Annotated in this window: 21 protein-coding genes; 15 read left to right on the top strand and 6 right to left on the bottom strand. The window is 54.5% G+C overall.

Features of this window, described 5'->3' with window-relative positions; all coding sequences use genetic code 11:
* Positions 1-9 precede the first annotated feature (9 nt).
* The 10 genes from QLG21_RS12110 (at position 10) to QLG21_RS12065 (ending at position 10,997) form a co-directional block, all read left to right on the top strand.
* Positions 10-1,302 (top strand): ABC transporter substrate-binding protein, encoded by a 1,293-nt coding sequence (locus QLG21_RS12110; protein ID WP_006175601.1) that lies wholly within the window; start codon positions 10-12, stop codon positions 1,300-1,302.
* Positions 1,303-1,324: 22 nt separating this feature from the next.
* Positions 1,325-2,206, top strand: a complete 882-nt coding sequence (locus QLG21_RS12105) for a sugar ABC transporter permease (RefSeq protein WP_042319913.1) — start codon at positions 1,325-1,327, stop codon at positions 2,204-2,206.
* Positions 2,193-3,035, top strand: a complete 843-nt coding sequence (locus QLG21_RS12100) for a carbohydrate ABC transporter permease (protein ID WP_006175599.1) — start codon at positions 2,193-2,195, stop codon at positions 3,033-3,035. The genes QLG21_RS12105 and QLG21_RS12100 overlap by 14 nt, the downstream gene beginning before the upstream one ends.
* Before the next feature lie 28 nt (positions 3,036-3,063).
* A complete protein-coding gene (locus QLG21_RS12095) occupies positions 3,064-4,116 on the top strand; it encodes a zinc-binding alcohol dehydrogenase (protein WP_282484500.1) in 1,053 nt (350 codons plus the stop codon).
* 17 nt (positions 4,117-4,133) lie between these two features.
* Positions 4,134-4,922, top strand: a complete 789-nt coding sequence (locus QLG21_RS12090; RefSeq protein ID WP_006175597.1) for a sugar phosphate isomerase/epimerase family protein — start codon at positions 4,134-4,136, stop codon at positions 4,920-4,922.
* An 11-nt stretch (positions 4,923-4,933) separates the two neighbouring features.
* Positions 4,934-5,992: a Gfo/Idh/MocA family oxidoreductase gene (locus QLG21_RS12085; protein ID WP_137848700.1), complete on the top strand. Its 1,059-nt coding sequence runs from the start codon at positions 4,934-4,936 to the stop codon at positions 5,990-5,992.
* Positions 5,986-8,265, top strand: a complete 2,280-nt coding sequence (locus tag QLG21_RS12080) for a glycoside hydrolase family 65 protein (RefSeq protein WP_282484499.1) — start codon at positions 5,986-5,988, stop codon at positions 8,263-8,265. Before QLG21_RS12085 ends, QLG21_RS12080 begins: the two co-directional genes overlap by 7 nt.
* Positions 8,258-8,932 (top strand): beta-phosphoglucomutase, encoded by a 675-nt coding sequence (pgmB, locus tag QLG21_RS12075; RefSeq protein ID WP_006175594.1) that lies wholly within the window; start codon positions 8,258-8,260, stop codon positions 8,930-8,932. The genes QLG21_RS12080 and pgmB overlap by 8 nt, the downstream gene beginning before the upstream one ends.
* 2 nt (positions 8,933-8,934) lie before the next feature.
* Entirely contained in the window at positions 8,935-10,017 is a 1,083-nt protein-coding gene (locus tag QLG21_RS12070; protein WP_101737623.1) for an ABC transporter ATP-binding protein, read from the top strand.
* 65 nt (positions 10,018-10,082) lie between these two features.
* Positions 10,083-10,997 carry an OmpG family monomeric porin gene (locus tag QLG21_RS12065; protein WP_006175591.1) on the top strand — a complete coding sequence of 305 codons (915 nt, stop codon included), beginning with the start codon at positions 10,083-10,085 and terminating at the stop codon, positions 10,995-10,997.
* Positions 10,998-11,030: 33 nt separating this feature from the next.
* Here QLG21_RS12065 and QLG21_RS12060 read toward each other — a convergent pair whose 3' ends face one another.
* Positions 11,031-12,041 carry a LacI family DNA-binding transcriptional regulator gene (locus tag QLG21_RS12060; RefSeq protein WP_137848696.1) on the bottom strand — a complete coding sequence of 337 codons (1,011 nt, stop codon included), beginning with the start codon at positions 12,039-12,041 and terminating at the stop codon, positions 11,031-11,033.
* 154 nt (positions 12,042-12,195) lie between these two features.
* On the opposite strand from QLG21_RS12060, the gene QLG21_RS12055 reads away from it, so the two are divergent.
* The 3 genes from QLG21_RS12055 to tyrR all read left to right on the top strand — a co-directional run bounded on the left by QLG21_RS12055 (position 12,196) and on the right by tyrR (position 16,296).
* Positions 12,196-13,593 (top strand): YcjX family protein, encoded by a 1,398-nt coding sequence (locus tag QLG21_RS12055; protein WP_282484498.1) that lies wholly within the window; start codon positions 12,196-12,198, stop codon positions 13,591-13,593.
* Positions 13,590-14,642, top strand: a complete 1,053-nt coding sequence (locus tag QLG21_RS12050) for a YcjF family protein (protein ID WP_282484497.1) — start codon at positions 13,590-13,592, stop codon at positions 14,640-14,642. The genes QLG21_RS12055 and QLG21_RS12050 overlap by 4 nt, the downstream gene beginning before the upstream one ends.
* A 112-nt stretch (positions 14,643-14,754) precedes the next feature.
* Positions 14,755-16,296, top strand: coding sequence for a transcriptional regulator TyrR (gene tyrR / locus QLG21_RS12045; protein ID WP_006175580.1), 1,542 nt, complete (start codon positions 14,755-14,757; stop codon positions 16,294-16,296).
* Positions 16,297-16,330: 34 nt separating this feature from the next.
* Here tyrR and tpx read toward each other — a convergent pair whose 3' ends face one another.
* A complete protein-coding gene (gene tpx, locus QLG21_RS12040) occupies positions 16,331-16,837 on the bottom strand; it encodes a thiol peroxidase (RefSeq protein ID WP_006175578.1) in 507 nt (168 codons plus the stop codon).
* 106 nt (positions 16,838-16,943) lie between these two features.
* On the opposite strand from tpx, the gene ycjG reads away from it, so the two are divergent.
* Positions 16,944-17,909: an L-Ala-D/L-Glu epimerase gene (gene ycjG, locus QLG21_RS12035; RefSeq protein ID WP_042319902.1), complete on the top strand. Its 966-nt coding sequence runs from the start codon at positions 16,944-16,946 to the stop codon at positions 17,907-17,909.
* Here the strand turns inward: ycjG and mpaA are convergent.
* On the bottom strand, positions 17,900-18,613 hold the full coding sequence (mpaA, locus tag QLG21_RS12030) for a murein tripeptide amidase MpaA (protein WP_282484496.1): 714 nt from the start codon (positions 18,611-18,613) through the stop codon (positions 17,900-17,902). The genes ycjG and mpaA overlap by 10 nt on opposite strands.
* A 183-nt stretch (positions 18,614-18,796) precedes the next feature.
* On the opposite strand from mpaA, the gene QLG21_RS12025 reads away from it, so the two are divergent.
* Entirely contained in the window at positions 18,797-20,413 is a 1,617-nt protein-coding gene (locus QLG21_RS12025; protein WP_282484495.1) for a peptide ABC transporter substrate-binding protein, read from the top strand.
* 104 nt (positions 20,414-20,517) lie between these two features.
* Here the strand turns inward: QLG21_RS12025 and QLG21_RS12020 are convergent, their stop codons facing one another.
* The 3 genes from QLG21_RS12020 to QLG21_RS12010 form a co-directional block, all read right to left on the bottom strand.
* Complete coding sequence (locus QLG21_RS12020; protein ID WP_042319897.1) at positions 20,518-20,658, bottom strand: Ecr family regulatory small membrane protein; 141 nt, start codon at positions 20,656-20,658, stop codon at positions 20,518-20,520.
* Positions 20,659-20,730: 72 nt separating this feature from the next.
* The gene (locus QLG21_RS12015) at positions 20,731-21,963 is read right to left on the bottom strand and encodes a sensor domain-containing diguanylate cyclase (protein WP_282484494.1); all 1,233 of its coding nucleotides are present in this window, start codon (positions 21,961-21,963) and stop codon (positions 20,731-20,733) included.
* 92 nt (positions 21,964-22,055) lie between these two features.
* Positions 22,056-24,185: a bifunctional diguanylate cyclase/phosphodiesterase gene (locus QLG21_RS12010; protein WP_282484493.1), complete on the bottom strand. Its 2,130-nt coding sequence runs from the start codon at positions 24,183-24,185 to the stop codon at positions 22,056-22,058.
* Between the last annotated feature and the right edge of the window lie 301 nt (positions 24,186-24,486).

The raw sequence follows: 24,486 nt of genomic DNA, 5'->3' as shown, positions 1-24,486 counted from the left end.
ACTCCTAAAATGAAAATGCCCAGAATTGTGCTGTTATCAGCACTGGTTTCGTGCGCCCTGTTAACAGGCTGTGAAGACGATAAAACCTCTGCCGTCACTATCGAGTTTATGCACTCCTCGGTGGAGCAGGAGCGTCAGGCGGTGATCACGAAACTGATCGAAAAATTTGAGAAAGAAAACCCAACGATCACGGTGAAACAGGTCCCGGTCGAAGAGGATGCGTATAACACCAAGGTCATTACCCTGGCCCGTACCGGCGCACTGCCGGAAGTGATTGAGATTAGCCATGATTACGCAAAAGTCATGGACAAAGAGCAGTTGCTGGACCGTGACGCTATCGCAGAGGCCATCAAAGCCGTGGGTGAAGACACCTTCTACGACGGTATCCTGCGCGTGGTGCGTACCGAAGATGGCACCGCATGGACGGGCGTGCCAGTCAGCGCCTGGCTGTCCGGCGTCTGGTATCACAAAGATGCCCTTGCCGCGGCGGGCATTGAAGAGCCACACAACTGGGACCAGCTGCTGAAAGCCAGCCAGGCGCTCAACGATCCGGCTAAAAAGCATTACGGCATTGCGCTGCCCACGGCTGAAAGCGTGATGACCGAGCAGGCGTTTTCGCAGTTCGCGCTTTCTGGCGGTGCGAATGTCTTTGATGCGAAGGGTGATGTCGAAATCGACACGCCAGAAATGCTAAAAGCGCTGACGTTTTATAAAGCGCTGGCGGCGACCACCATGCCAGGCTCTAACGACGTCATGGAGATCAAAGACGCCTTCATGAACGGCTCTGCGCCGATGGCCGTTTATTCCACCTATATCCTCCCGGCCGTTTATAAAGACGGCAACCCGGCCAATCTGGGCTTTGTCGTGCCGACTGAAAAATCTTCAGCGGTGTACGGCATGATCACCTCGCTCACTATTACCACGGGCCAGACCGAAAACGAAACCCGGGCGGCAGAGAAGTTTGTCACCTGGATGGAGCAGGCTCAAAACGCCTCCGACTGGGTGATGATGTCGCCGGGCGCTGCGCTGCCGGTAAACAAGCTGGTGGTCGATACCGAGTCATGGAAATCCAACGACGTGATCAAAGCCTTCGGTCAGCTTCCTTACGAACTGATTGCCCAGTTCCCGAACGTTCAGGTGTTTGGGGCGGTAGGGGACAAGAACTTCACCCGTATGGGCGATGTGACGGGTTCCGGCGTTATCAGCTCGATGGTGCATAACGTCACGGTCGGCAAGCAGGATATCCCTGCCACGTTAAGCAACAGCCAGAAACGACTGGCCGATCTGATCTCACAACGATAGGAGCGCTCTGCGGAAGGGAATTATGAAGACGTTGTTTTCTGGTCGATCAGATATGCCTTTCGCCATGCTGCTGTTGGCCCCCAGCCTGATACTGCTGGGGGGCCTGGTGGCCTGGCCTATGATTTCCAACATTGAAATCAGCTTTTTACGCTTGCCGCTGAACCCGCGCATTAGCGCCGTGTTTGTCGGCCTGGATAACTACATCCGCATTCTGAGTGATGCGGCGTTCTGGCACTCGCTGTGGATGACGTTCTGGTATACCGCGCTGGTTGTTATCGGCAGTACGGGACTGGGGCTGGCCGTTGCCATCTTCTTTAACCGAGAGTTCCGCCTGAGAAAAACGGCGCGCTCGCTGGTGATTTTATCCTACGTCACGCCATCCATCTCGCTGGTGTTTGCCTGGAAATACATGTTCAACAACGGCTACGGCATTGTGAACTATCTGGGCGTGGATCTGCTGCATCTGTATGACCAGGCCCCGCTGTGGTTCGACAATCCGGGCAGCAGCTTCGTGCTGGTGGTGCTGTTTGCTATCTGGCGCTACTTCCCGTACGCCTTTATCTCGTTCCTCGCCATTTTACAGACGATTGATAAGTCGCTGTACGAAGCGGCGGAAATGGACGGGGCAAATGCCTGGCAGCGTTTTCGCATCGTGACGCTGCCCGCCATTATGCCGGTGCTGGCAACGGTCATTACGCTGCGCACGATCTGGATGTTCTACATGTTTGCTGACGTTTATCTGCTGACGACGAAGGTCGATATTTTGGGCGTCTATCTCTACAAAACGGCGTTTGCCTTCAACGATTTGGGCAAAGCAGCCGCTATCTCTGTCGTGCTTTTCGTGATCATCTTTGCCGTCATTCTGCTGACCAGAAAAAGGGTAAACCTCAATGGCAACAAATAAACGTGTACTGGGCCGTATCGGTTTTTATCTGGGGCTGGCGGTGTTCCTGATTATCACGCTGTTCCCGTTCTTTGTGATGCTGATGACCTCGTTCAAAAGCGCAAAAGAGGCGATCTCGTTGCACCCGACGATTTTCCCTCAGGCGTGGACGCTGCAGCACTACGTCGACATCTTTAACCCGCTGATCTTCCCGTTTGTGGACTACTTCCGCAACAGCATGGTGGTGTCGTTAACCTCGTCTGTCATTGCTGTGTTTCTTGGCACGCTGGGCGCGTATGCACTCTCCAAGCTGCGCTTTAAGGGACGTGCCACGATCAACGCGAGCTTTTACACCGTCTACATGTTCTCCGGCATATTGCTGGTGGTGCCGCTGTTTAAAATCATCACCGCGCTTGGGATCTATGACACCGAAATGGCGCTCATTATCACCATGGTGACCCAGACGCTCCCTACCGCGGTGTTCATGCTGCGCAGCTATTTCGACACCATACCGGACGAAATAGAAGAAGCGGCAATGATGGACGGCCTTAACCGCCTGCAAATCATCTTCCGCATTACCGTCCCGCTGGCGATATCCGGGCTGGTGTCGGTCTTCGTCTACTGCTTCATGGTGGCCTGGAACGACTATCTGTTTGCATCCATTTTCCTGTCCAGCGCCAGCAACTTCACCTTGCCGGTGGGGCTGAACACGCTGTTTAGCACGCCAGATTACATCTGGGGTCGCATGATGGCCGCATCGCTGGTGACCGCATTGCCGGTTGTCATCATGTACGCGCTGTCTGAACGTTTTATTAAAAGTGGTTTGACCGCTGGTGGCGTAAAGGGCTGAGGCGGCCAATTTTAACAAGGAGTGAGTCATGAAGAAGTTAGTTGCGACAGCACCTCGTGTGGCTGCGCTGGTTGAATATGAAGATCGTCCCGTCGCGGCACATGAAGTCAAAATTCGCGCCCGTTTTGGTGCGCCGAAACACGGTACCGAGGTAGTGGATTTCAGAGCGGCGAGCCCGTTTATTGACGAAGAATTTAATGCGGAGTGGCAGATGTTTACCCCGCGTGAAGAGGGCGCAGCACGCGGGATCGAGTTCGGCAAGTTCCAGCTCGGTAACATGATCGTAGGTGACATCATCGAATGCGGTGCCGACGTCACGGAATACCAGATGGGTGACAGCGTCTGCTGCTACGGCCCGCTGCAGGAAACGGTGATCGTGAATGCCGTGAATAACTACAAGCTGCGCAAAATGCCGCAGGGCGCATCCTGGAAAAATGCCGTCTGCTATGACCCGGCGCAGTTCGCCATGAGCGGCGTGCGCGATGCCAACGTGCGGGTGGGCGATTTTGTCGTCGTTGTCGGCTTGGGTGCGATTGGTCAGATTGCGATTCAGCTGGCGAAAAAAGCCGGGGCATCGATGGTTATCGGTGTCGATCCTATCGCGCATCGTTGCGAAATTGCCCGCCGCCATGGGGCAGATCACTGCCTGAACCCTATCGGCACGGACGTCGGTCTGGAGATCAAAAAACTGACCGGAAAACAGGGCGCGGACGTGATCATCGAAACCAGTGGTTTTGCTGATGCGCTGCAGTCTGCGCTGCGCGGACTCGCATACGGCGGCACCATCTCCTACGTGGCTTTCGCAAAACCGTTTGCCGAGGGCTTCAACCTGGGACGCGAAGCCCATTTCAACAACGCGAAGATTGTCTTCTCCCGCGCCTGCAGCGAACCCAACCCGGACTACCCGCGCTGGAACCGCAAGCGTATCGAAGAGACATGCTGGGAACTGCTGATGAACGGCTATCTCGACTGTGACGACCTGATCGACCCGGTTGTAACGTTCACCACCAGCGCTGAAAGCTATATGAAGTATGTCGATCAGCATCCGGAACTGAGCATCAAAATGGGCGTCACTTTCTAAGCTATGGAGAGCAAATAATGAAAATCGCAACGCAGAATCAGGCCTTTTTCCCGGCGTCGATTATGGAGAAATTCAAATACATCAAAGAGATGGGTTTTGATGGCTTTGAAATCGACGGCAAACTGCTGGTCGACAACCTTGACGAAGTTAAAGCTGCCATCAGCGCCACGGGCTTACCGGTCACGACCGCCTGCGGCGGATACGACGGCTGGATTGGCGACTTCATCGAGGAGCGCCGTCTGAACGGCCTTAAGCAGATCGAACGCATTCTTGAAGCCCTGGCTGACGTCGGGGGTAAGGGCATTATCGTGCCTGCCGCGTGGGGAATGTTTACCTTCCGTCTGCCGCCGATGACCTCGCCACGTAGCCTGGCGGGCGATCGCAAAGCGGTCAGTGACTCTTTACGCTGGCTGGATGAGGTTGCCGCCCGTACCGGCACGACCGTGTACCTGGAGCCGCTGAACCGCTATCAGGATCACATGATCAACACGCTGGCGGACGCGCGTCGCTATATCGAAGAGAACGACCTGAAACACGTCCAGATCATCGGCGATTTCTATCACATGAATATCGAAGAGGATTCGCTGACGGAGGCTCTGCACGCCAACCGCGACCTGCTGGGTCACGTACACATTGCCGACAACCATCGCTATCAGCCGGGGAGCGGCAGCCTGGACTTCGCTACGCTGTTTGACCAGCTGCGCGCCGACAATTATCAGGGCTACGTCGTTTACGAATGCCGCGTACGTGCCGATGATCCTGCACAGGCTTACCGGGACTCGCTCACTTATTTGCGTGATTGCTAAGGATGATAAGCGTGATGAGTGCTTCTACACCTTCGTCTCTGCGCGTCGCCATTATTGGCGCCGGGCAGGTTGCAGACAAAGTGCATGCCTCGTATTACGCAACGCGCAGTGATGTTCAACTGGTGGCTGTCATGGACAGCCGCCTTGAGCAGGCACAGGCGTTTGCGGAACGTCATGCCATCCCTTCGGCATGGCAGGATGTGCAAGAGATGCTGCGGGCGGTTAATCCCGACGTGGTGAGCGTTTGCTCGCCTAATCGCTTTCATTTTGAACACGTCATGGCGGCGCTGGAGGCAGGTTGTCATGTGATGTGCGAGAAACCGCCTGCGATGACCCCGGAGCAGGCCAATCTGATGCGCATCGCCGCGCGCAAAGCGGGAAAAGTGCTGGCGTATGATTTTCACCACCGTTTTGCCCGCGATACGCAGCTGCTGCGCGAGGCTGTGCAAAACGGCACCTTAGGGGAAATCTATTTCACCTCCGCGCAGGCGTTGCGCCGCTGCGGCGTGCCGGGCTGGGGCGTCTTTACTAATAAAGCTCTCCAGGGCGGCGGACCGCTGATTGATATCGGTATTCATATGCTGGATGCCGCGATGTATGTACTCGGTTTCCCGGCAGTCAAACGCGTGACGGCGCACAGTTTTCAAAAGCTTGGCACCTGTAAACACAGCGGGCAGTTTGGCGAGTGGGACCCTGCGCAGTACACCGTTGAAGATGCTCTTTTCGGGACGGTTGAGTTTTGCAATGGCGGCATACTGCGCCTGGATACGTCCTTTGCGCTGAACATCCGCGAACAGTCGATCATGAATGTCTCATTCTGCGGAGAAAAAGCCGGCGCAACGCTGTTCCCGGCACATATTTACAACGATGAAGCGGGCGAGTTAAAGACGCTGATGCAGCGGGAAGATGCGGATGATCAGCGCCATTTACGCAGCATGGATGCCTTTGTTCGCCATGTTTTGGGCGAGCCTGTTGCGATTGCCGATGCCGAGCAGGGACTGGTGATCCAGCAACTGGTTGCGGCGCTGTACGAATCGGCTGAGAAAGGGGAAAGCGTGACGTTATGCTGAACCTCTCTGTATTAACCGATCCGGGCTTTGACCCACACGGCCTGAATAAATATGCCTCCATAATGGCATGTGGTAATGGCTATATGGGGATCCGCGCCACCCACGAAGAAGATTACACCCAGCAAACGCGCGGCATGTTCCTGGCCGGGCTGTACCATAAAGCCGGGCGTAACGAAACCAACGAACTCATTAATATTCCGGATATTACCGGCATTGAGATTGAGCTTGATGGCGAGCATTTTACGCTGCTGTCAGGGGAGATCCACAGCTGGCAGCGTGAGCTTGCGTTTGCAAACGGTGAGCTGCGACGCAGCGTGCTCTGGCGTTCGCCTGCGGGCAAAACCTACCGTCTGGAAAGTCGCCGTTTTGTCTCCTTAGATCAGCTGTCGCTGGTGGCGATGCAACTCTCCATCACCCCCGTTGATGCAGCGTCGAAAATCGTATTGAAAACCGGCATTGATGCCACGCAAACCAACAGCGGCAGGCAGCATCTGGACGAAGTTTCCGTCAGGGTCTTTGACCCGAATTTCATACAGGGCGTGTATGAAACGCAGGATCGCGCCAGCGATGTAGTGGTGTCGACCTTTTGCCAGCTCTCGTCCGAGAGCGAAAGCTGTTTCGCGGCCAAAAATCGTCGCGTGACGTGCCAGCATGCGCTTGAGGTTGCGGCGGGTGACACTGTCACCCTGGAGAAAATTTGCTGGGTTACCTGGCGAAGCGAAAAAGCGCTCTCGCAGGACGCGTTCGCCCGACATGCCCTGGCAGAGCTAAAAGTCTGTGCGGCACGAGGCTACGAGGCTTTACTCGAAAGCTCAACATGTGCCTGGGAAAACGTCTGGCGCGACAGTCGCGTAGAGGTGGAGTCAGACTCCTGGCAGGATCAAATGGCGCTGGATTATGCAGTCTGGCATCTGACGACGATGACCCCTGCCCATGATGAACGCAGCAGCATTGCAGCAAAAGGGCTGACCGGCGAGGGCTATAAAGGGCACGTTTTCTGGGATACCGAAATCTTCCTGTTGCCTTTCCATCTGTTTACCCGTCCTGCGACGGCTCGCAGCCTGCTGCGTTATCGCTGGTTAAATCTCTCCGGCGCACGGGCGAAAGCTCGCCAAAACGGCTGGCCCGGCGCGCTGTTCCCGTGGGAAAGCGCCGCAAGCGGGCAGGAAGAAACGCCCGAATTTGCCGCGATTAATATCCGAACCGGCGTACGCCAGAAAGTCGCTTCCGCGCTGGCGGAGCACCATATTGTGGCGGATATCGCCTGGGCCGTTGTTGCTTACTGGCAGGCCACGCAGGATGAAACCTTCATGCGCAATGAGGGGCTGACGCTGCTGATGGAAACCGCACTGTTCTGGATCGGACGGGCCACGGAGGTGAACGGGCGTCTTGAAATTCAGGACGTGATCGGCCCTGACGAGTATACGGAACACGTTAATAATAACGCTTATACCAACTATCTGGCCTGGCATAATGTCGACAGTGCGCTTAAGTTTGCCACGAAGTTTGGACGGCAAGATCCTCAGTTCATCGATAAGGCGAACCGTTTCCTTGCGCGTTTATGGCTGCCTGAGGCCGGCGCGGACGGGGTCATTCCGCAGGATGATACGTTCCTGAAAAAACCTGCTATTGACCTGAGCCGCTATAAAGCGAAAGCGGGCAAGCAAACCATCCTGCTTGACTACTCGCGCGCGGAAGTCAACGAGATGCAAATCCTCAAGCAGGCGGACGTGGTGATGCTCAACTATCTGTTGCCGGAGCGGTTTACGCCTGCGCAGTGTGCCGCCAACCTGAGCTTCTATGAGCCGCGCACGATCCACGACTCGTCGTTAAGCAAAGCCATTCATGGCATTGTTGCCGCACGCTGTGGTGATATCGAGCGGGCCTATGCCTTCTGGCGCGACGGTATCGCCATTGATTTGGGCGATGATCCGCACAGCAGCGACGATGGCATTCACGCCGCCGCGACGGGCGCGATCTGGCTGGGCGCTATTCAGGGCTTTGCGGGACTGAACGTTGTGGAAGGGGAACTGCATCTTGCCCCACAGCTTCCGTCACACTGGCGCAAACTTGCCTTCCCGCTGCGCTGGCGCAATGCACGGATGTTCTTCACCTTTGCAAATGACGTCCTGACCCTTGAAACCTCCGCACCCGTTACCTTTACGCTGTGGGGCAAAACCCTGACCGCATCAGGCGTGCAGTCCTGGTCTTATCAGGATTTTATTGTGTCTGACATTGGGACCGCTACCACGGAGGGGCGCAGTCATGCTTAAGGCCGTTGTATTTGATTTAGATGGCGTCATCACCGACACCGCACACCTGCACTTCCTGGCCTGGCGTGCCGTGGCGGCGGAGGTCGGTATCACCATCGACGAGCATTTTAACGAACAGCTGAAGGGCATCAGCCGCATGGATTCCCTTCAACGGATCCTGCAACACGGCGGGAAAGCAGAGGCGTTTGACGATGGGCAGCGTCTGATGCTCGCGGGTAAAAAAAACGATCTCTATGTGCAATCGCTTGGGTCGCTGACGCAGGACTCACTGCTACCGGGGATGGGGGAGGTGCTGGCGGACATACGTGCAGCGAAGGTCAAGACTGGCCTGGCCTCTGTTTCTCTCAATGCGCCGCGTATTTTGCAGGCGCTTGGCATTCACGAGGCGTTTGATTTTTGTGCCGATGCCTCGCGCATTGCCCGCTCAAAACCTGACCCGGAGATTTTTCTTGCGGCCTGTGCGGGGCTGAACGTCCGCCCGGAAGAGGCTATCGGTATTGAAGATGCTGCCGCTGGCGTTGAGGCAATCAACGCGGCGGGAATGTTGTCGGTGGGCATTGGCTCAGGCCTGACGCATGCCGGGCTACAACTTCAGTGCACGCAGGAATTGACCTGGAAATGCCTGCAGGATTTCTGGACTTCCCGGACCGTATCGAAAAGGAACTAACAATGGCTCAACTCTCTTTAAAACACATCCAGAAAATCTACGATAACCAGGTTCATGTGGTTAAAGATTTCAACCTTGAGATCGAGGATAAGGAATTCATCGTTTTCGTCGGTCCGTCTGGCTGTGGTAAATCGACAACGCTTCGCATGATTGCCGGTCTGGAGGAGATCAGCGCAGGCGAGCTGGTGATTGACGGCGTGTGCATGAACGACGTGCCCGCCAAGTCGCGCGATATCGCGATGGTTTTCCAGAACTACGCGCTTTATCCGCACATGACGGTCTATGACAACATGGCGTTTGGCCTGAAGATGCAGAAAATTGCGCCTTCGGTCATTGAAGAACGCGTCAACTGGGCCGCGCAAATCCTCGGCCTTCGCGACTACCTTAAGCGTAAGCCTGGCGCACTGTCCGGCGGTCAGCGCCAGCGCGTGGCCTTAGGCCGGGCGATTGTACGCGAGGCGGGCGTGTTCCTGATGGATGAACCGTTGTCTAACCTGGATGCCAAACTTCGCGTGCAGATGCGTGCTGAAATCAGCAAGCTGCACCAGAAGCTCAACACCACCATGATTTACGTCACCCACGATCAGACGGAAGCCATGACCATGGCCACCCGCATCGTGATCCTGAAAGACGGGATTATCCAGCAGGTGGGGGCGCCGAAACTGGTTTATAACGAACCGGCAAACATGTTTGTGGCCGGGTTTATTGGCTCGCCTGCAATGAACTTTATCCGTGGGGCCATTGACGGCCAGTATTTTGTCACGGAAACGCTGCGTCTTGAGATCCCCGCAGACAAGCTTGCCGCCCTCAACGCAAAAGGTTACCAGCGCAAAGCGATGGTCTTTGGTATCCGCCCGGAAGATATTCTTACGCCACAGCATAGTGGTGAGGCTATTACCGCCAGGATCAGCGTCGCTGAACTCACCGGGGCGGAGTTTATGCTTTATGCCGCCGTCGGCGGACATGAACTGGTTGTCCGTGCGGGTGCCGCCAATGATTATGCAGCCGGAGATAATATCGGCATTCAGTTCGATATGAATAAGTGCCATTTCTTCGATGCAGAAACCGAAGAGGCTATTAGATAAAGAAGTATCAGCCGGGAATGCAAATTTCCGGTTTTTTTGGTTGTTAATTATAAAGGAATATTTTAATGAGTACTCTACTAAAAAGTGCTGCGTTTGTTTTATGCGCAGGGGTTAGTTGCGCACAGGCAACAGAAACAGCAAAGCAGTGGGATTTTAATATTGGGGCCATGTATGAAATCGAAAACGTCGAGGGTCAGGGCGACGATAAAGATGGATTATATGAACCTTCCGTATGGTTTAATGCCACATGGGATGCATGGACAATATCTCTCGCCATGTATCAGGAGGGGCCTGTCGATTACAGCAGTATGACCCGGGGAACCTATTTTGACCGCCCTGAAATAGAGTTGCGTTATCGCTTTATTGGTACGGATGATTTTACCTTTGGCCTCACCGGCGGTTTCCGAAACTACGGCTATCACTTTAAGGATGAGCACGGTGCGAAGGACGGCAGCGCGAATATGCAGCGCTATAAAATTCAGCCGGACTGGGATATTAAATTAACCGATGACTGGCGCTTTGGCGGTTGGTTATCCCTGTACCAGTTTGCTAACGATCTGGAAAAAACCGGCTATGCTGACAGCCGCGTTGAAACGGAAACGGGCTTTACCTGGACCCTTAACGAAACATTCTCCGCGAAAGTGAATTACTATTTAGAGCGTGGTTTCAATATGGACAGTTCACGTAATAACGGTGAATTTTCCACGCAGGAAATCCGCGCTTATCTGCCGGTTTCATTAGGCCAGACCACGCTGACGCCGTATACCCGGCTTGGTCTTGATCGCTGGTCCAACTGGGACTGGCGTGACGATCCAGAGCGCGAAGGTCACGATTTCAACCGCCTGGGCCTGTTGTATGCCTACGATTTCAATAATGGTCTCTCCATGACGCTGGAATATGCCTACGAATGGGAAAACCATGATGAAGGCGACAGCGATCGTTTCCACTATGCGGGCGTGGGCGTGAATTACGCGTTCTGACCGGTCTGTCACCAGGGGCGTGTGCCCCTGGTGTTAGCGTAGCGACGCGGTAAACGAAAAGTGGGTATCCACCAGGATTTTTTGCGGGGCAGGTGTACCGGCAATACGTTTAAACAGCAGGTCGCAACTCTCTTCGCCCAACTTCTGCGTGGGGATATCAAAACCGCCTGGGGCCGGGGTCAGTATGAGGGACAGCATCGGATCGCTGTATCCCGCCACGGCCAGTTGCTCGGGGATCATCAGGTTCAGCTCGTCTGCGGCGCGGTACAGGCTTAGCAGCTTCATACTGTCAGTGGCGAACACCGCATCCGGGGGATTCGCGGATGAGAGCAGGCGACACGCTGCCGCCAGTGCGCTCTCGTGGGTATAACCGCCATCGATCATCCAGTCGGGATGAATGTCTATGTGGTTATGTTCAAGGCTGGCCTTATAACCCGCCAGACGGTCTATTGAAACATGATAATCAAGCGGGGCGTGTAGACAGGCTATTTTGCGATGCCCCTGTTTAATAAACGTCTCGGTGAGTGTGAAACTATCACGGAAGTTATCAGTGTCGACCGAGCAGATATTGTTATATTCGCCTTCCACTTTACCAATAACGACAACGGGCACGCCGTATGCATCCAGCCTTGAAAAATAGGATTCATTGGCTGGCGAACTCAGCATGATGATCCCTTTAATCATTTTTTGCTTAATTTTGCTTTCGCATTTCAGTAAATCATCTTCACTGTTTTTCGATGTCTGCAATATAACGTCAAAGCCTTCCTGCTCCGCTTTCGCCGTTATTGCATGAAGTACGTCGGAGAAAAAAGGATTGCCCGCCGTGGTTTTTGTGGATCGTGTTGAAATGACCATAATGGCATCAAAGCCAGAAGAGGTCAGGGCGCGAGCAAGTTTATTCGGTTGATAATTTAAGGCTTCAATCGCCTTTTGCACTTTTTCGAGCGCTTCAGGAGAGATATTGGTTTGTTTATTCAATACTCGTGACACGGTTGATTTCGAAACGCCAGCAACCCGCGCAATATCATAGATGGTGGGTGACATACACCTTACTCACTTCTACTGACAGCAATGACGTTCATCTTACTGGAGAAAAAACGGCAATAGCAATAATTATGAATTGATAATCAACGATCTGCCCCAATTTATTGTATTCTGAAGCAAGTCATTACAGGCTTCCAGGCAATGAAGGACGGCGATGAAGCGACTTAAAAACGAACTTAACTCTCTGGTCAACCGTGGCGTGGATCGCCATCTGCGTATCGCCGTCACAGGGCTGAGCCGCAGCGGTAAGACGGCGTTTATCACCGCCATGGTTAATCAGCTGCTCAACTTGCACGCAGGTGCGCGATTGCCGCTGTTGAGCGCGGTAAGAGAAGAGCGTCTGCTGGGCGTGAAGCGTGTCCCGCAGCGTGACTTTGGTATCCCGCGTTTTACCTACGATGAAGGTCTGGCCCAGCTGTACGGCACGCCTCCGGCCTGGCCTACGCCCACGCGAGGGGTTAGTGAGATCCGCCTTGCGCTGCGCTTTCGCTCCAGTGAATCCCTGATCCGGCATTTTAAGGACACTTCCACGTTGTATCTGGAAATCGTGGATTATCCCGGTGAATGGCTGCTGGATTTACCCATGCTGGCGCAGGATTATCTCAGCTGGTCTCGCCAGATGACCGGCCTGCTGCAAGGCCAACGTGCGGAATGGTCGGCGAAATGGCGACAGCTGTGCGAAGGTCTGGATCCGCTCGCCCCCGCCGACGAGAACCGGCTGGCGTTAATCGCCGAAGCGTGGACGGACTACCTGCATCAATGTAAACGGGAAGGGCTGCATTTTATCCAGCCCGGGCGTTTTGTTTTGCCGGGCGATCTGGCGGGTGCACCTGCGCTCCAGTTTTTCCCGTGGCCTGACGTTGACGATATCGGTGAGTCAAAATTGGCGCAAGCGGATAAACATACCTATGCTGGAATGCTCCGCGAACGATACAACTACTACTGTGAAAAAGTGGTCAAAGGGTTCTATAAGAATCACTTTTTACGCTTCGACCGCCAGATTGTGCTGGTGGACTGCCTTCAGCCGCTTAATAGTGGGCCGCAGGCGTTCAACGATATGCGTCTCGCGTTAACGCAGCTGATGCAAAGTTTTCACTACGGCCAGCGCACGCTGTTCCGCCGCCTGTTTTCTCCGGTTATCGACAAGCTGCTGTTTGCGGCAACCAAAGCAGACCATGTGACGGTCGATCAGCACGCCAATATGGTGTCACTGCTCCAGCAGCTGGTGCAGGATGCGTGGCAAAATGCCGCGTTTGAGGGCATCAGTATGGATTGCCTGGGCCTGGCCTCGGTTCAGGCGACGCAGAGCGGATTAATTGATGTCAACGGCGAGAAAATCCCGGCCCTGCGGGGGCATCGCCTGAGTGACGGTGAACCGCTTACCGTCTACCCTGGTGAAGTTCCTGCACGCCTGCCGGGACAGGCTTTCTGGCAGAGCCAGGGTTTCCAGTTCGAGGCTTTCCGTCCGCAGATGATGAACGTTGACCAGCCGTTACCGCACATCCGCCTGGATGCCGCGCTTGAGTTTTTGATAGGAGACAAATTGCGATGACGGAACCATTGAAACCGCGCATTGATTTTTCCGGCAAGCTGGAACAGGAGCAGGCAGAGGTCTTTAAGTCTGCGCACACCTTCAGCGGCACGCAGGCCGAGAATTTTGCTCCCGCCCGGGTCGATGAGCCGCTGGTCGAAGACGGGCAGGCGGAAGCGGTGATTGACGCCGCGCTGCGGCCCAAACGCAGCCTGTGGCGCAGGATGGTGATGGCCGGACTGACGCTGTTTGGAGTGAGCGTGGTCGGGCAGGGTGTGCAATGGGCGGCTCATGCCTGGCAAACTCAGGACTGGGTGGCGCTCGGTGGCTGTGCGGCGGGTGCGCTGATTGTCGGCGCGGGCGTGGGGTCGGTTGTCACCGAATGGCGCAGGCTCTGGCGTCTGCGGCAGCGTGCTCACGAGCGCGACGAGGCACGAGACTTGCTGCACAGCCACGGCACGGGAAAAGGGCGGGCGTTCTGCGAAAAACTGGCAAGCCAGGCAGGGATCGATCAGTCCCATCCAGCGCTGCAACGCTGGTATGCCGCTATTCATGAAACCCAGAATGACCGGGAAGTGGTGACGCTCTACTCCCATATGGTGCAGCCGGTGCTGGACGCACAGGCGCGCCGTGAGATCAGCCGCTCGGCGGCAGAGTCGACCCTGATGATTGCCGTGAGCCCGCTGGCGCTGGTGGATATGGCGTTTATCGCCTGGCGTAACCTGCGCCTGATCAACCGTATTGCCAGCCTGTACGGGATTGAACTTGGCTATTACAGCCGTCTGCGTTTGTTCAAACTGGTGCTCCTGAATATCGCCTTTGCCGGTGCCAGCGAGCTGGTGCGTGAAGTTGGCATGGACTGGATGTCGCAGGATCTGGCTGCGCGCCTGTCGGCCCGCGCTGCGCAGGGCATTGGCGCAGGTCTGCTCACCGCACGTCTGGGCATTAAGGCGATGGAGGTGTGCCGTCCGCTGCCGTGGATCGACGGTGATAAGCCGCGGCTGGGGGATTTTCGCCGCGAACTGATTGGTCAGCTTAAAGAGACGCTCAATAAAAAACCCGTGGCGTAATGCTTTTGTTCACTAATCGTGCTGGCTGTCAATATTTGTTGACAGCCACCTTCCCGAACACCGTGATCTGACATATCATTTTAGTGTTAATGGCTTAAACGGTGAATTTCCCATGCGTCTGGAAGTCTTTTGTGAGGACCGTCTCGGTCTGACCCGCGAGTTACTCGATCTCCTTGTTTTACGTAGCATTGATTTACGTGGCATTGAGATTGACCCTGTCGGGCGAATTTACCTCAACTTTGCCGAAATTGAATTTAATACCTTCAGCAGCCTGATGGCGGAAATCCGCCGTATCGCTGGCGTTACGGATGTGCGTACCATCCCCTGGATGCCTTCAGAGCGTGAGCACCTCGCGCTCAGTGCATTGCTGGAGGCCATGCCTGAACCTTTCCTGTCGCTTGATTTGAAAAGCAAAGTTGAACGCGTCAACCAGGCCAGCTGTCAGCTTTTCGCGCAGAGTCAGGAGAAGCTTAGCAATCATCACGCGACCCAGCTGATCCCCGGCTTTAATTTCCAGCGCTGGCTGGACAGCAACCCGCAAAACACCCACAGCGAACATGTCGTGATTAACGGGCAGAATTTCCTGATGGAGATCACCCCGGTGTACCTGAAAGGGGAAAACGACGCGCGCGTCTTAACCGGTGCGGTGATCATGCTCCGTTCAACCGTTCGCATGGGCCGCCAGCTGCAAAATCTTTCCAGCCAGGATGTGGGTGCGTTTAGCCAGATCGTTGCGGTCAGCCCGAAGATGCGTCATGTAGTCGATCAGGCGCGCAAGCTCGCTAACCTCACTGCGCCGCTCCTGATCACCGGGGATACCGGTACCGGCAAAGATTTGCTGGCACACGCGGTGCATCAGTCCAGCCCGCGTGCGGCTAAACCGTATCTGGCGCTGAACTGTGCTTCGATTCCGGAGGATGCGGTAGAGAGCGAACTGTTCGGCCACGCGCCGGAGGGTAAAAAAGGCTTCTTCGAGCAGGCGAACGGTGGCTCGGTGCTGCTGGATGAGATCGGCGAAATGTCGCCACGCATGCAGGCCAAGCTGCTGCGCTTCCTGAACGATGGCACCTTCCGCCGCGTCGGGGAAGATCATGAGGTACATGTGGATGTACGCGTGATCTGCGCTACCCAGAAAAACCTGGTCGAACTGGTGCAGAAAGGGGTATTCCGCGAGGATCTCTATTATCGCCTGAACGTGCTGACGCTGAACATTCCACCCCTGCGCGATTGCCCGCAGGACATCATGCCGCTGACCGAGCTGTTCGTGGCCCGTTTTGCGGACGAGCAGGGCGTACCGCGCCCGAAACTGTCCGCTGATTTAGGCACAGTGCTGACGCGCTACGGCTGGCCGGGCAATATCCGTCAGTTGAAAAACGCCGTTTATCGCGCGTTGACTCAGCTCGAAGGGTACGAATTGCGCGCGCAGGATATCCTGTTACCGGATTACGATGCCGGAACCGTGTCCGTGGGCGAAGAGGCGATGGAAGGTTCGCTGGATGATATTACCAGCCGCTTCGAACGTTCGGTGCTAACGCAGTTGTACCGTAGCTACCCGAGTACCCGTAAGCTGGCTAAGCGTCTGGGCGTGTCGCACACGGCGATTGCCAACAAACTGCGTGAGTATGGTCTGAGCCAGAAGAAGGGTGAAGAATAAATAAAAAAGCCTCTGCAAAGAGGCTTTTTTATTATTACGCTTTCAGCACGTCGAGAGCGGCGGTGTAATCCGGCTCGGTGGTGATTTCGTTTACCAGCTCGCTGAATACAACGGTGTCGTTTTCGTCGATGACCAGAACAGCACGCGCCGCCAGACCTTTCAGCGCACCTTCGGAGATAGCCACGCCGTATTGCTCAAGGAATTCCGGGCTGCGCAGGGTGGAAAGGGTGATAACGTTGCTCAGGCCTTCGGCTCCGCAGAAGCGAGACTGGGCAAACGGCAGGTCAGCAGAAATGCACAGCACCACGGTGTTGTCCATTTCGGTCGCCAGCTGGTTGAATTTACGCACGGACGCGGCGCATACGCCGGTATCAATGCTTGGGAAAATGTTCAGGACTTTACGTTTGCCGGCAAACTGGGCCAGCGTGACGTCGGACAGGTCTTTCGCTACCAGAGTAAAAGGCTGCGCTTTGCTACCAGACTGAGGAATGGAACCTGCAACAGCTACCGGGTTGCCCTGGAAATGGACGAGTTGTGACATAGATATCTTCCTGTTTACAAATAGTTAACGTCGTGGCTAGTGTATGCCAACAGCAGATAACACGGCAAACCAATTTTTCGCCTTACCGGGCTGCAAGGAGTCAATGATGAGAAGTGTTAAGGTCTATGAAGAAGCCTGGCCACTGCATACCCCGTTTGTGATCTCCCGCGGCAGCCGTAGCGAAGCCAGCGTTGTCGTGGTGGAGATAGAAGAAGAAGGCGTGAAGGGCGTGGGAGAATGTACGCCTTATCCGCGTTACGGGGAGAGCCTCGCCTCGGTGATGGCGCAAATTATGACCCTGGTGCCCGAGTTGCAAACCGGGTTGACGCGCGACGCGCTCCAGCAACGTTTACCTGCCGGCGCAGCCCGTAACGCCATCGACTCTGCGCTCTGGAGCCTTGACGCAGCACAGCAGCAGTCCTCTTTGTCCGCCATGCTGGGCGTGACGTTGCCAGAGTCGATCGTTACCGCGCAAACCGTCGTGATTGGCGAACCCGAACAGATGGCCGCAAGCGCAAAAGCGTTGTATGAGACCGGCGCGCGGCTGCTCAAGGTGAAACTCGACGATCGGTCATTGAGTGAGCGTATGGTCGCCATTCGCGCGGCCGTGCCGCAGGCAACCCTGATCGTTGATGCAAACGAGTCGTGGCATAGTGAAGGACTGGCCGCACGCTGCCAGCTCCTGGCCGATCTGGGCGTCGCCATGCTGGAGCAACCTTTACCGGCGAATGAGGATGCGGCTCTGGAGAATTTCATTCATCCGTTGCCGATCTGTGCAGATGAAAGCTGTCATACCCGTGACAGCCTGTCGCAGCTAAAAGGCCGGTATGAGATGGTGAACATCAAGCTCGATAAAACGGGCGGGTTAACCGAAGCGCTTGCCCTTGCGCAAGCGGCCAGAGAGGAAGGATTTGGCTTAATGCTTGGCTGCATGCTGTGCACCTCCAGGGCGATCGGCGCAGCGTTACCGTTAGCAAATCAGGTGCGCTTTGCCGATCTCGATGGCCCAACGTGGCTTGCTGTGGATGTCTCACCCGCGCTGAGCTTTTCCACCGGGGTGCTTCACCTTTGAGATTGCCACTGCAGAAGATTTACCATCGCCTTGAGGTACTTCTCGCTTGCCTCATCGGACGATATCGGCGGGAATTCTGCGGTAATGCAGTGTAACCCCAGATCGACGCACCAGCTGCCAAAGGACCCCGGCGTTTCGTAGCCTACGCTTGTCACCAGCGGCAGGGAAAACGCGTCAGCAAGCCACTGACCCAGCGCCGTGTGGCGGGGATCTTCAATGCAGGCCAGCGGATCGTGAAAAGAGACCACCCACGCGGGGTGAATCTTATGGATAAGCTGGCACAGCGCCTGGGTTTCCGGTTCAGAGCCGGGCTTTTCTCCCGTCAGTAAAACAACGTCACGCTCCCGGGCCGAACTGTTCCAGCGATACACCGTCTCACCGGCACGCCAGTTAGCCGCCGGGAAATTACGATTTAAATCGATCCCTCTCGCATTTGCCCGTAGTCCAAGCTGACAGCCGTCCGGGTTGACGGTCAAAATGACGTGATGGCGACGCAGTTCCGGAGCAAGAGTGCGCAGCGCGCAGGATAAGGTCACGATGGAGGAGTTCTCATCCCCGTGTGTACCGGCAATTATTAAACCGCTATCGCGATCGGCCTCAGGAGCAGGGAACCAGATCAGCGGTGCGCCTAAAAAGGAGCGGCCATAATGCTCGGTTCCTGGCGGGAAAGCGCCGCGTTCTGTTCGGGGTCTTGTCAGTGCCATAGGAAATCCTGATGAAGAAGTCTTTACAGGCAGTGTTGTGCAAAATCGGGGGTAAATCAATGCGTTTCCTGTGCGGCTTAAAATTGTCAGATATCAACTTTCCGGGTTAAGGTATTTGCATTTCTCTGTTTCGAAACAAATAATTACGCAACTGCTGTTAGCTGACTTCTTAAAGGGGATCTTATGAAGCATCCTGTTTCGCTGCTTTGTTCTGCGCTGTGGCTGTGCGGAATCTCTTCACTCTCTTATGCTGCTGATGTGCCACAGGGAACTGTGCTGGCGCAAAAACAGGAACTTGTCCGACATATTAAAGATGAACCGGCTTCGCTGGATCCGGCGAAAGCGGTGGGATTACCGGAGATTCAGGTGATCCGCGATCTGTATGAAGGGCTGGTTAATCAGAATGAGAAAGGGGAATTAACGCCCGGCGTGGCAACGCACTGGCAAAGCAATGATAACCGTGCCTGGACCTTCACGCTTCGTGACAACGCTAAGTGGTCCGATGGTATGCCGGTAACGGCGCAGGACTTTGTCTATAGCTGGCAGCGCCTGGTCGACCCGAAAACCACTTCGCCATTTGCGTGGTTTGCTGCACTAGCGGGCATTACTAACGCTCAGGCGATCATCGACGGTAAAGCGGCACCTGATACGCTTGGCGTGACGGCTGTCGATGCCAAAACCCTACGCGTTCAGCTCGATAAACCGCTGCCGTGGTTCAGTAACCTGACGGCAAACTTTGCGTTTTTCCCTGTCCAGAAAGCCAATGTCGAAAGCGGCAAGGCGTGGACGCGCCCTGGTCAACTGGTCGGTAACGGCGCGTATGTGCTGAAAGACCGCGTCGTGAATGAAAAACTGGTGGTCGAACCGAATGTCCACTACTGGGACAATGCGAAAACGGTACTGAAAAAAGTGACGTTTATTCCCATTAACCAGGAGTCATCGGCAACTAAACGCTATCTGGCAGGTGATATTGATATCACCGAATCTTTCCCAAAAAACATGTACCAGAAGCTGCTCAAAGATATTCCGGGACAGGTTTACACCCCGCCGCAGCTGGGCACCTATTACTATGCCTTTAACACGCAAAAAGGCCCCACTGCGGATGCCCGCGTGCGTCTTGCTCTGAGCATGACGGTCGATCGCCGCATTATGGCCGAGAAGGTATTAGGCACGGGTGAGAAGCCCGCCTGGCATTTCACGCCGGACGTGACGGCAGGGTTTACCCCGGAGAAATCACCTTTTGAGCAGATGACGCAGCAGGAGCTGAACGCCCAGGCAAAAACCCTCCTGCAGGCCGCAGGTTACGGTCCTCAGCGCCCACTGAAGTTAACACTGCTGTACAATACCTCGGAAAACCATCAGAAGATTGCTATTGCGGTGGCGTCTATGTGGAAGAAAAACCTGGGCGTTGACGTCAAACTGCAGAATCAGGAGTGGAAAACCTACATTGATAGCCGCAATACCGGCAATTTTGATGTGATCCGTGCGTCATGGGTAGGAGATTACAACGAGCCATCGACCTTCCTGTCGCTGCTGACCTCGACTCATAGCGGGAATATCTCCCGCTTTAACGATCCGGCGTACGATAAGATTATCAAACAGGCGACGCTGGAAACGACCGTCAAAGCCCGTAACGTCGATTACAACATGGCTGAGAAAATTCTCGCAGAAAAAGCGCCTATCGCGCCTATCTATCAGTACACCAATGGGCGTCTGATTAAGCCGTGGGTTAAAGGTTATCCGATTAACAACCCGGAAGACGTAGCGTATAGCCGCACGATGTATATTGAAAAGCACTGATGCGTGCGGGTTGCCTGCTGACGGCAGGCAACCCCTTCTGCAGCGCCTGGCCGCTATTCAGAAAAGAGATGTTGAAGGGCAAAGACACTCATTTTAATCGTTTCCTACAACGCCTCAATAGACGGATAAAGACTGTTTTCAAAATATTCGACGACGTACCAGATCTCGCCGCTAAAAATAAACCATAGCCCAAATATAATAAGGCTTAAAATAGTTAAGATGAGTATTATTTCTGTTTTTCCCATCGCAGACTAACCCACCTGTATTCCATTTTCCGAGGTGGGCATTGTAGCGGGGGTTTCTGTTTTACTCCAGTTTCATGCGGCAAGGACTTTATTGCGGCCATCGTTTTTGGCGCGGTACAGTGCGTCGTCTACACGCTTGAACAGCGCATCAATATTCTCACCCTGATTGTGCCGCGCCACGCCAATGCTGACGGTAAAACGTGGCAGCCCCGGGATCGTAATATGCGCCACCGTGGCGCGGATGGTTTCGGCTATTTGCATCGCGGTTTCGAGCGGGGTACGCGGCAGCAGAAGCACAAACTCTTCACCTCCCCAGCGGAAGACATAATCATCTTTCCGGCAGCAGGTCTCCAGCGTTCTCGAAAGCGAAATCAGCACTTCATCGCCTTTGAGGTGTCCGAACACATCATTTATGTCCTTGAAACGATCGGTATCCACCAGCAGCAGGCTGAATTGCTGCTGCGCGGGAAGATGGGAAGGGTTGGTTTGCTCCGTAATGGCATAAAACTGGCGACGGTTAAGCAGACCGGTCATCGAATCACGGAGTGCGGCATGTTCCAGCTCCTGTTCGAGCCTTTTTTGCTCGGTAATATCATGAATGATGCATAGCATCAGCTTGTCGCCGTAGATCTCAATAGGCCCGGCATACGTTTGCACGTGGCGGGTCGTGCCGTCGGCAAGACGATGTACAAAATTGAGCGGTTTATGGCCGCCGGGCAAACGGGCAATCTCGGTCATAACGGGCAGAATATTACGGCCCAGCGTGTTGATCTCCCAGGTGTGTTTGCTGCATATCTCATCGTGGAGATAGCCGTAAAAATTCAGCGCGGCGAGATTCGCATCCACAATTTGACCGTCTCTGGCAGGGTCGATGAGCAACATCGGCGCGCTGTTGGTGAGGAAAAACCGTGCGTAAAATCCCTGTTTCTTGCGTTGATAGGTCGCCGATCGGCTGGCCTTGAGTCCGGTGGCTGCCTGCTGTGGAAGGCCTTCAAACAGAATAATGTCGCCATAAGGCTCTATATGATTCAGCGTGAGCCGGCAGCTCAACGTGGTTTCCTGAGCATCACGCCAGACTGTCCAAATCTCAATAATTTCCCGATCGGTTTTCAGGTCGGCGACATACATAGAAAGAACGGTTTGGGCACTGGCGGAATATATTCCTCTTCGCATTTCGTTGAGGGTCTTATTACGCATAACCTTAGCTGCCGCGGCGTTGGCAAAAAGTATCTGTTCTGAAACAGGAGAAATCAGCCACACGGGCGTGGTAATCAAATGCAGCGCATCGAAGCTGTGTTGCGACATAGAAAAATCCTGTTCATCGGCACGCGGTGCCTGACGATCACGCCGGAATTATTTCGCGTGGGTTCTTTTGAAACATACCTTATTCAATCACATCAAGCATGATTTTTTTGTGAAACATAAGATGAATCAGAATGTATTTTCCCTATGGGGATAATTTGTTTATCTGAGTTTTTTTGCAAAAGCAGCCAGGGTACCTGTTCTGCCGGTAACGGTCGGGAGAACAGAAAACCCTGAAGGTAATCACAGCCCATCTCCGCCAGCGCGGCCTGTTGTTCTTCGGTTTCAATTCCTTCTGCGACCACGCTCATTTCCATGGTGCGGGCAATATTAATAATGGTTTCAACCAGTTTTCTGCTTTTTTCATTTACCAGCATTGAGTTGACAAAGCTTCGGTCGATTTTTAGTTCTTTAGCCGGAAGGACGCTCAGCATCAGCAGGTTGGAATACCCCGTACCAAAATCATCAATTGAAACGGTGATCCCGGCCTGATTGAAGGCATTAAGCAACTCAATGCTGCGATCGAGATCTTTGAGCGCGGTACTCTCTGTCACTTCCAGTATGAGCCGGGATGGCGCGAGGGTATATTTTTGCAGCATGGATGAAATAACCTGGAATAAATCCTGCTGTTCAAATTGTACTGGCGACAGGTTGAACGACAATGTCCACTGGCTGAAACCCTGTTCCGTCCAGAAATGCAGCTGCCGACAGGCGGCTTCAATGGCCCAGTTTCCCACCGGCACGATCAGCCCCGTTTGCTCCAGCGACGGTAAAAACAGGTTTGGAAGTAAAACGCCTTGCTCCGGATGCCGCCAGCGCAGCAGCGCCTCGAAACCATGGATCGCATTTTGATCGGCGATATAGGTTGGCTGATACCAAAGTTCAAACTGATCGCGTTCAAGCGCCTGGGACAGCTCCTGCAGGAAACCCGGCTCTGCCGGGATGACGGTGGACATCTGTGCCCGGTACACCGCCCACCCGTTACGTCCCTCCCGTTTGATGTGTTGCATGGCCGCATCTGCTTTGAGTTTTAGCTCATGCAGCGTTTCGCCATGCTCGGGATAGAGGCTCACTCCCGCACTGAGGGTGACGCTTAGCGTATGTCCACACACGGATAGCGGTCGACGGATATCCTCAAGCAGGGGAGTAAGCAGCAGGTTCAGCTTCTCATCGTCGTAGTCCGGGAGCAGCAGAATGAATGCATCGCCTCCCAGCCTGGCCAGCGTGATCTCCCGGCTTAGCCTTGCCGTAATTCGCTGTGCAACGGCAATGAGCAGCTCGTCACCGACGTGGTGACCCCAGGTATCGTTCACCCGTTTAAAATGGTCGATATCGAGAAATACCACGGCAAACGATTTTTTATTGAGAAGCGCACTGTGCAGACAATCCTGTAGCCGGATATCCATCTGATGCCGGTTGGCAAGGCCGGTGAGGGCGTCAAAACGCGCCTGCAGTTCGAGCTGACGGTTGAGCTGCTGCAAATTGTCGGTCAGCCTTGCCGTGCGCCAGTGAGAGTCCACCAGCGAGATAATCAACATAATCCCCAGCAGGCATAACGTCGTTACGGAGACCCATATCGATAAACCCAGTTCGCTGATGCCGCCCGGCACGGTGTGTTCCATCTCGTGAAAATGGGCGGCGCTCATGCCGGTATAGTGCATGGCGCAGATCGCCGCGCCCATCACCAGCGCGGCGACAATGCGGTTGATAAAGACGCCTTTCCGTTTGTCTCGCAGGTGGAAGGCGAGCCAGAGCGCAACGCCGGACGCAGCGACGGCAATGATGACTGAGAGCAGAACGATGCGCCTGTCCCAGATGATACCGCCTTTGAGCATCAACGCTGCCATACCGACGTAGTGCATCGACACGACGCCCGCACTGAGAATGAGCGTGGCAAAGATCAGGCGTAAGGGTGAGAGCGATTTTCCGCGAACGGCAATGTTGATGGCCAGTGTAGACGCCAGGACCGCCACGCCGAGTGAGGTGAGCGTGAGCCAGAGATGATAACTCATGATCATCGGCATGTTCATCGACAGCATACCAATGAAATGCATTGACCAGATCCCAATGCCCAGCGTGATCCCGCCCGCCATGCGCCAGAACATCGCGGCCTTACGCCCAGAGAGAGGGATTTTTCCCGCGCTGTCCAGCGCCACAAACGAGGCGATAAATGCCACCAGATACGAGATGGCGATTAATACCGGGTCCCACGATACATTGAGCATGCAGCCATCCCACGCCAAAAGGAGTTACAAAGTTCGCCTGCCAGGCATACCTTTTCTGTGCCAGTGACATGCGGGTTTAAAGATGATGAGTCATTTATTGGGTAACATAACCCGTGGTATTAAAAATAACCTATAAAAAATATGATATATATTATCTTTAATAGCCTGTTAAGCATCGCTACACAATACAGGAAGTTAACACCATTGCTCCTTAAGTATGCCTGCAAATATCTGGCGTCCTCAGAGATAATGTTATCGCTTGAATATGCCATAAACCAGCAGGACAGGATGTCGAAGCCAA

Source organism: Enterobacter sp. V87_3 (genome assembly GCF_029967835.1).
Taxonomy (GTDB): domain Bacteria; phylum Pseudomonadota; class Gammaproteobacteria; order Enterobacterales; family Enterobacteriaceae; genus Enterobacter; species Enterobacter cancerogenus.
Note: the sequence above shows the minus strand (reverse complement) of the source record. Positions and strands in the feature narration are given on the sequence as shown.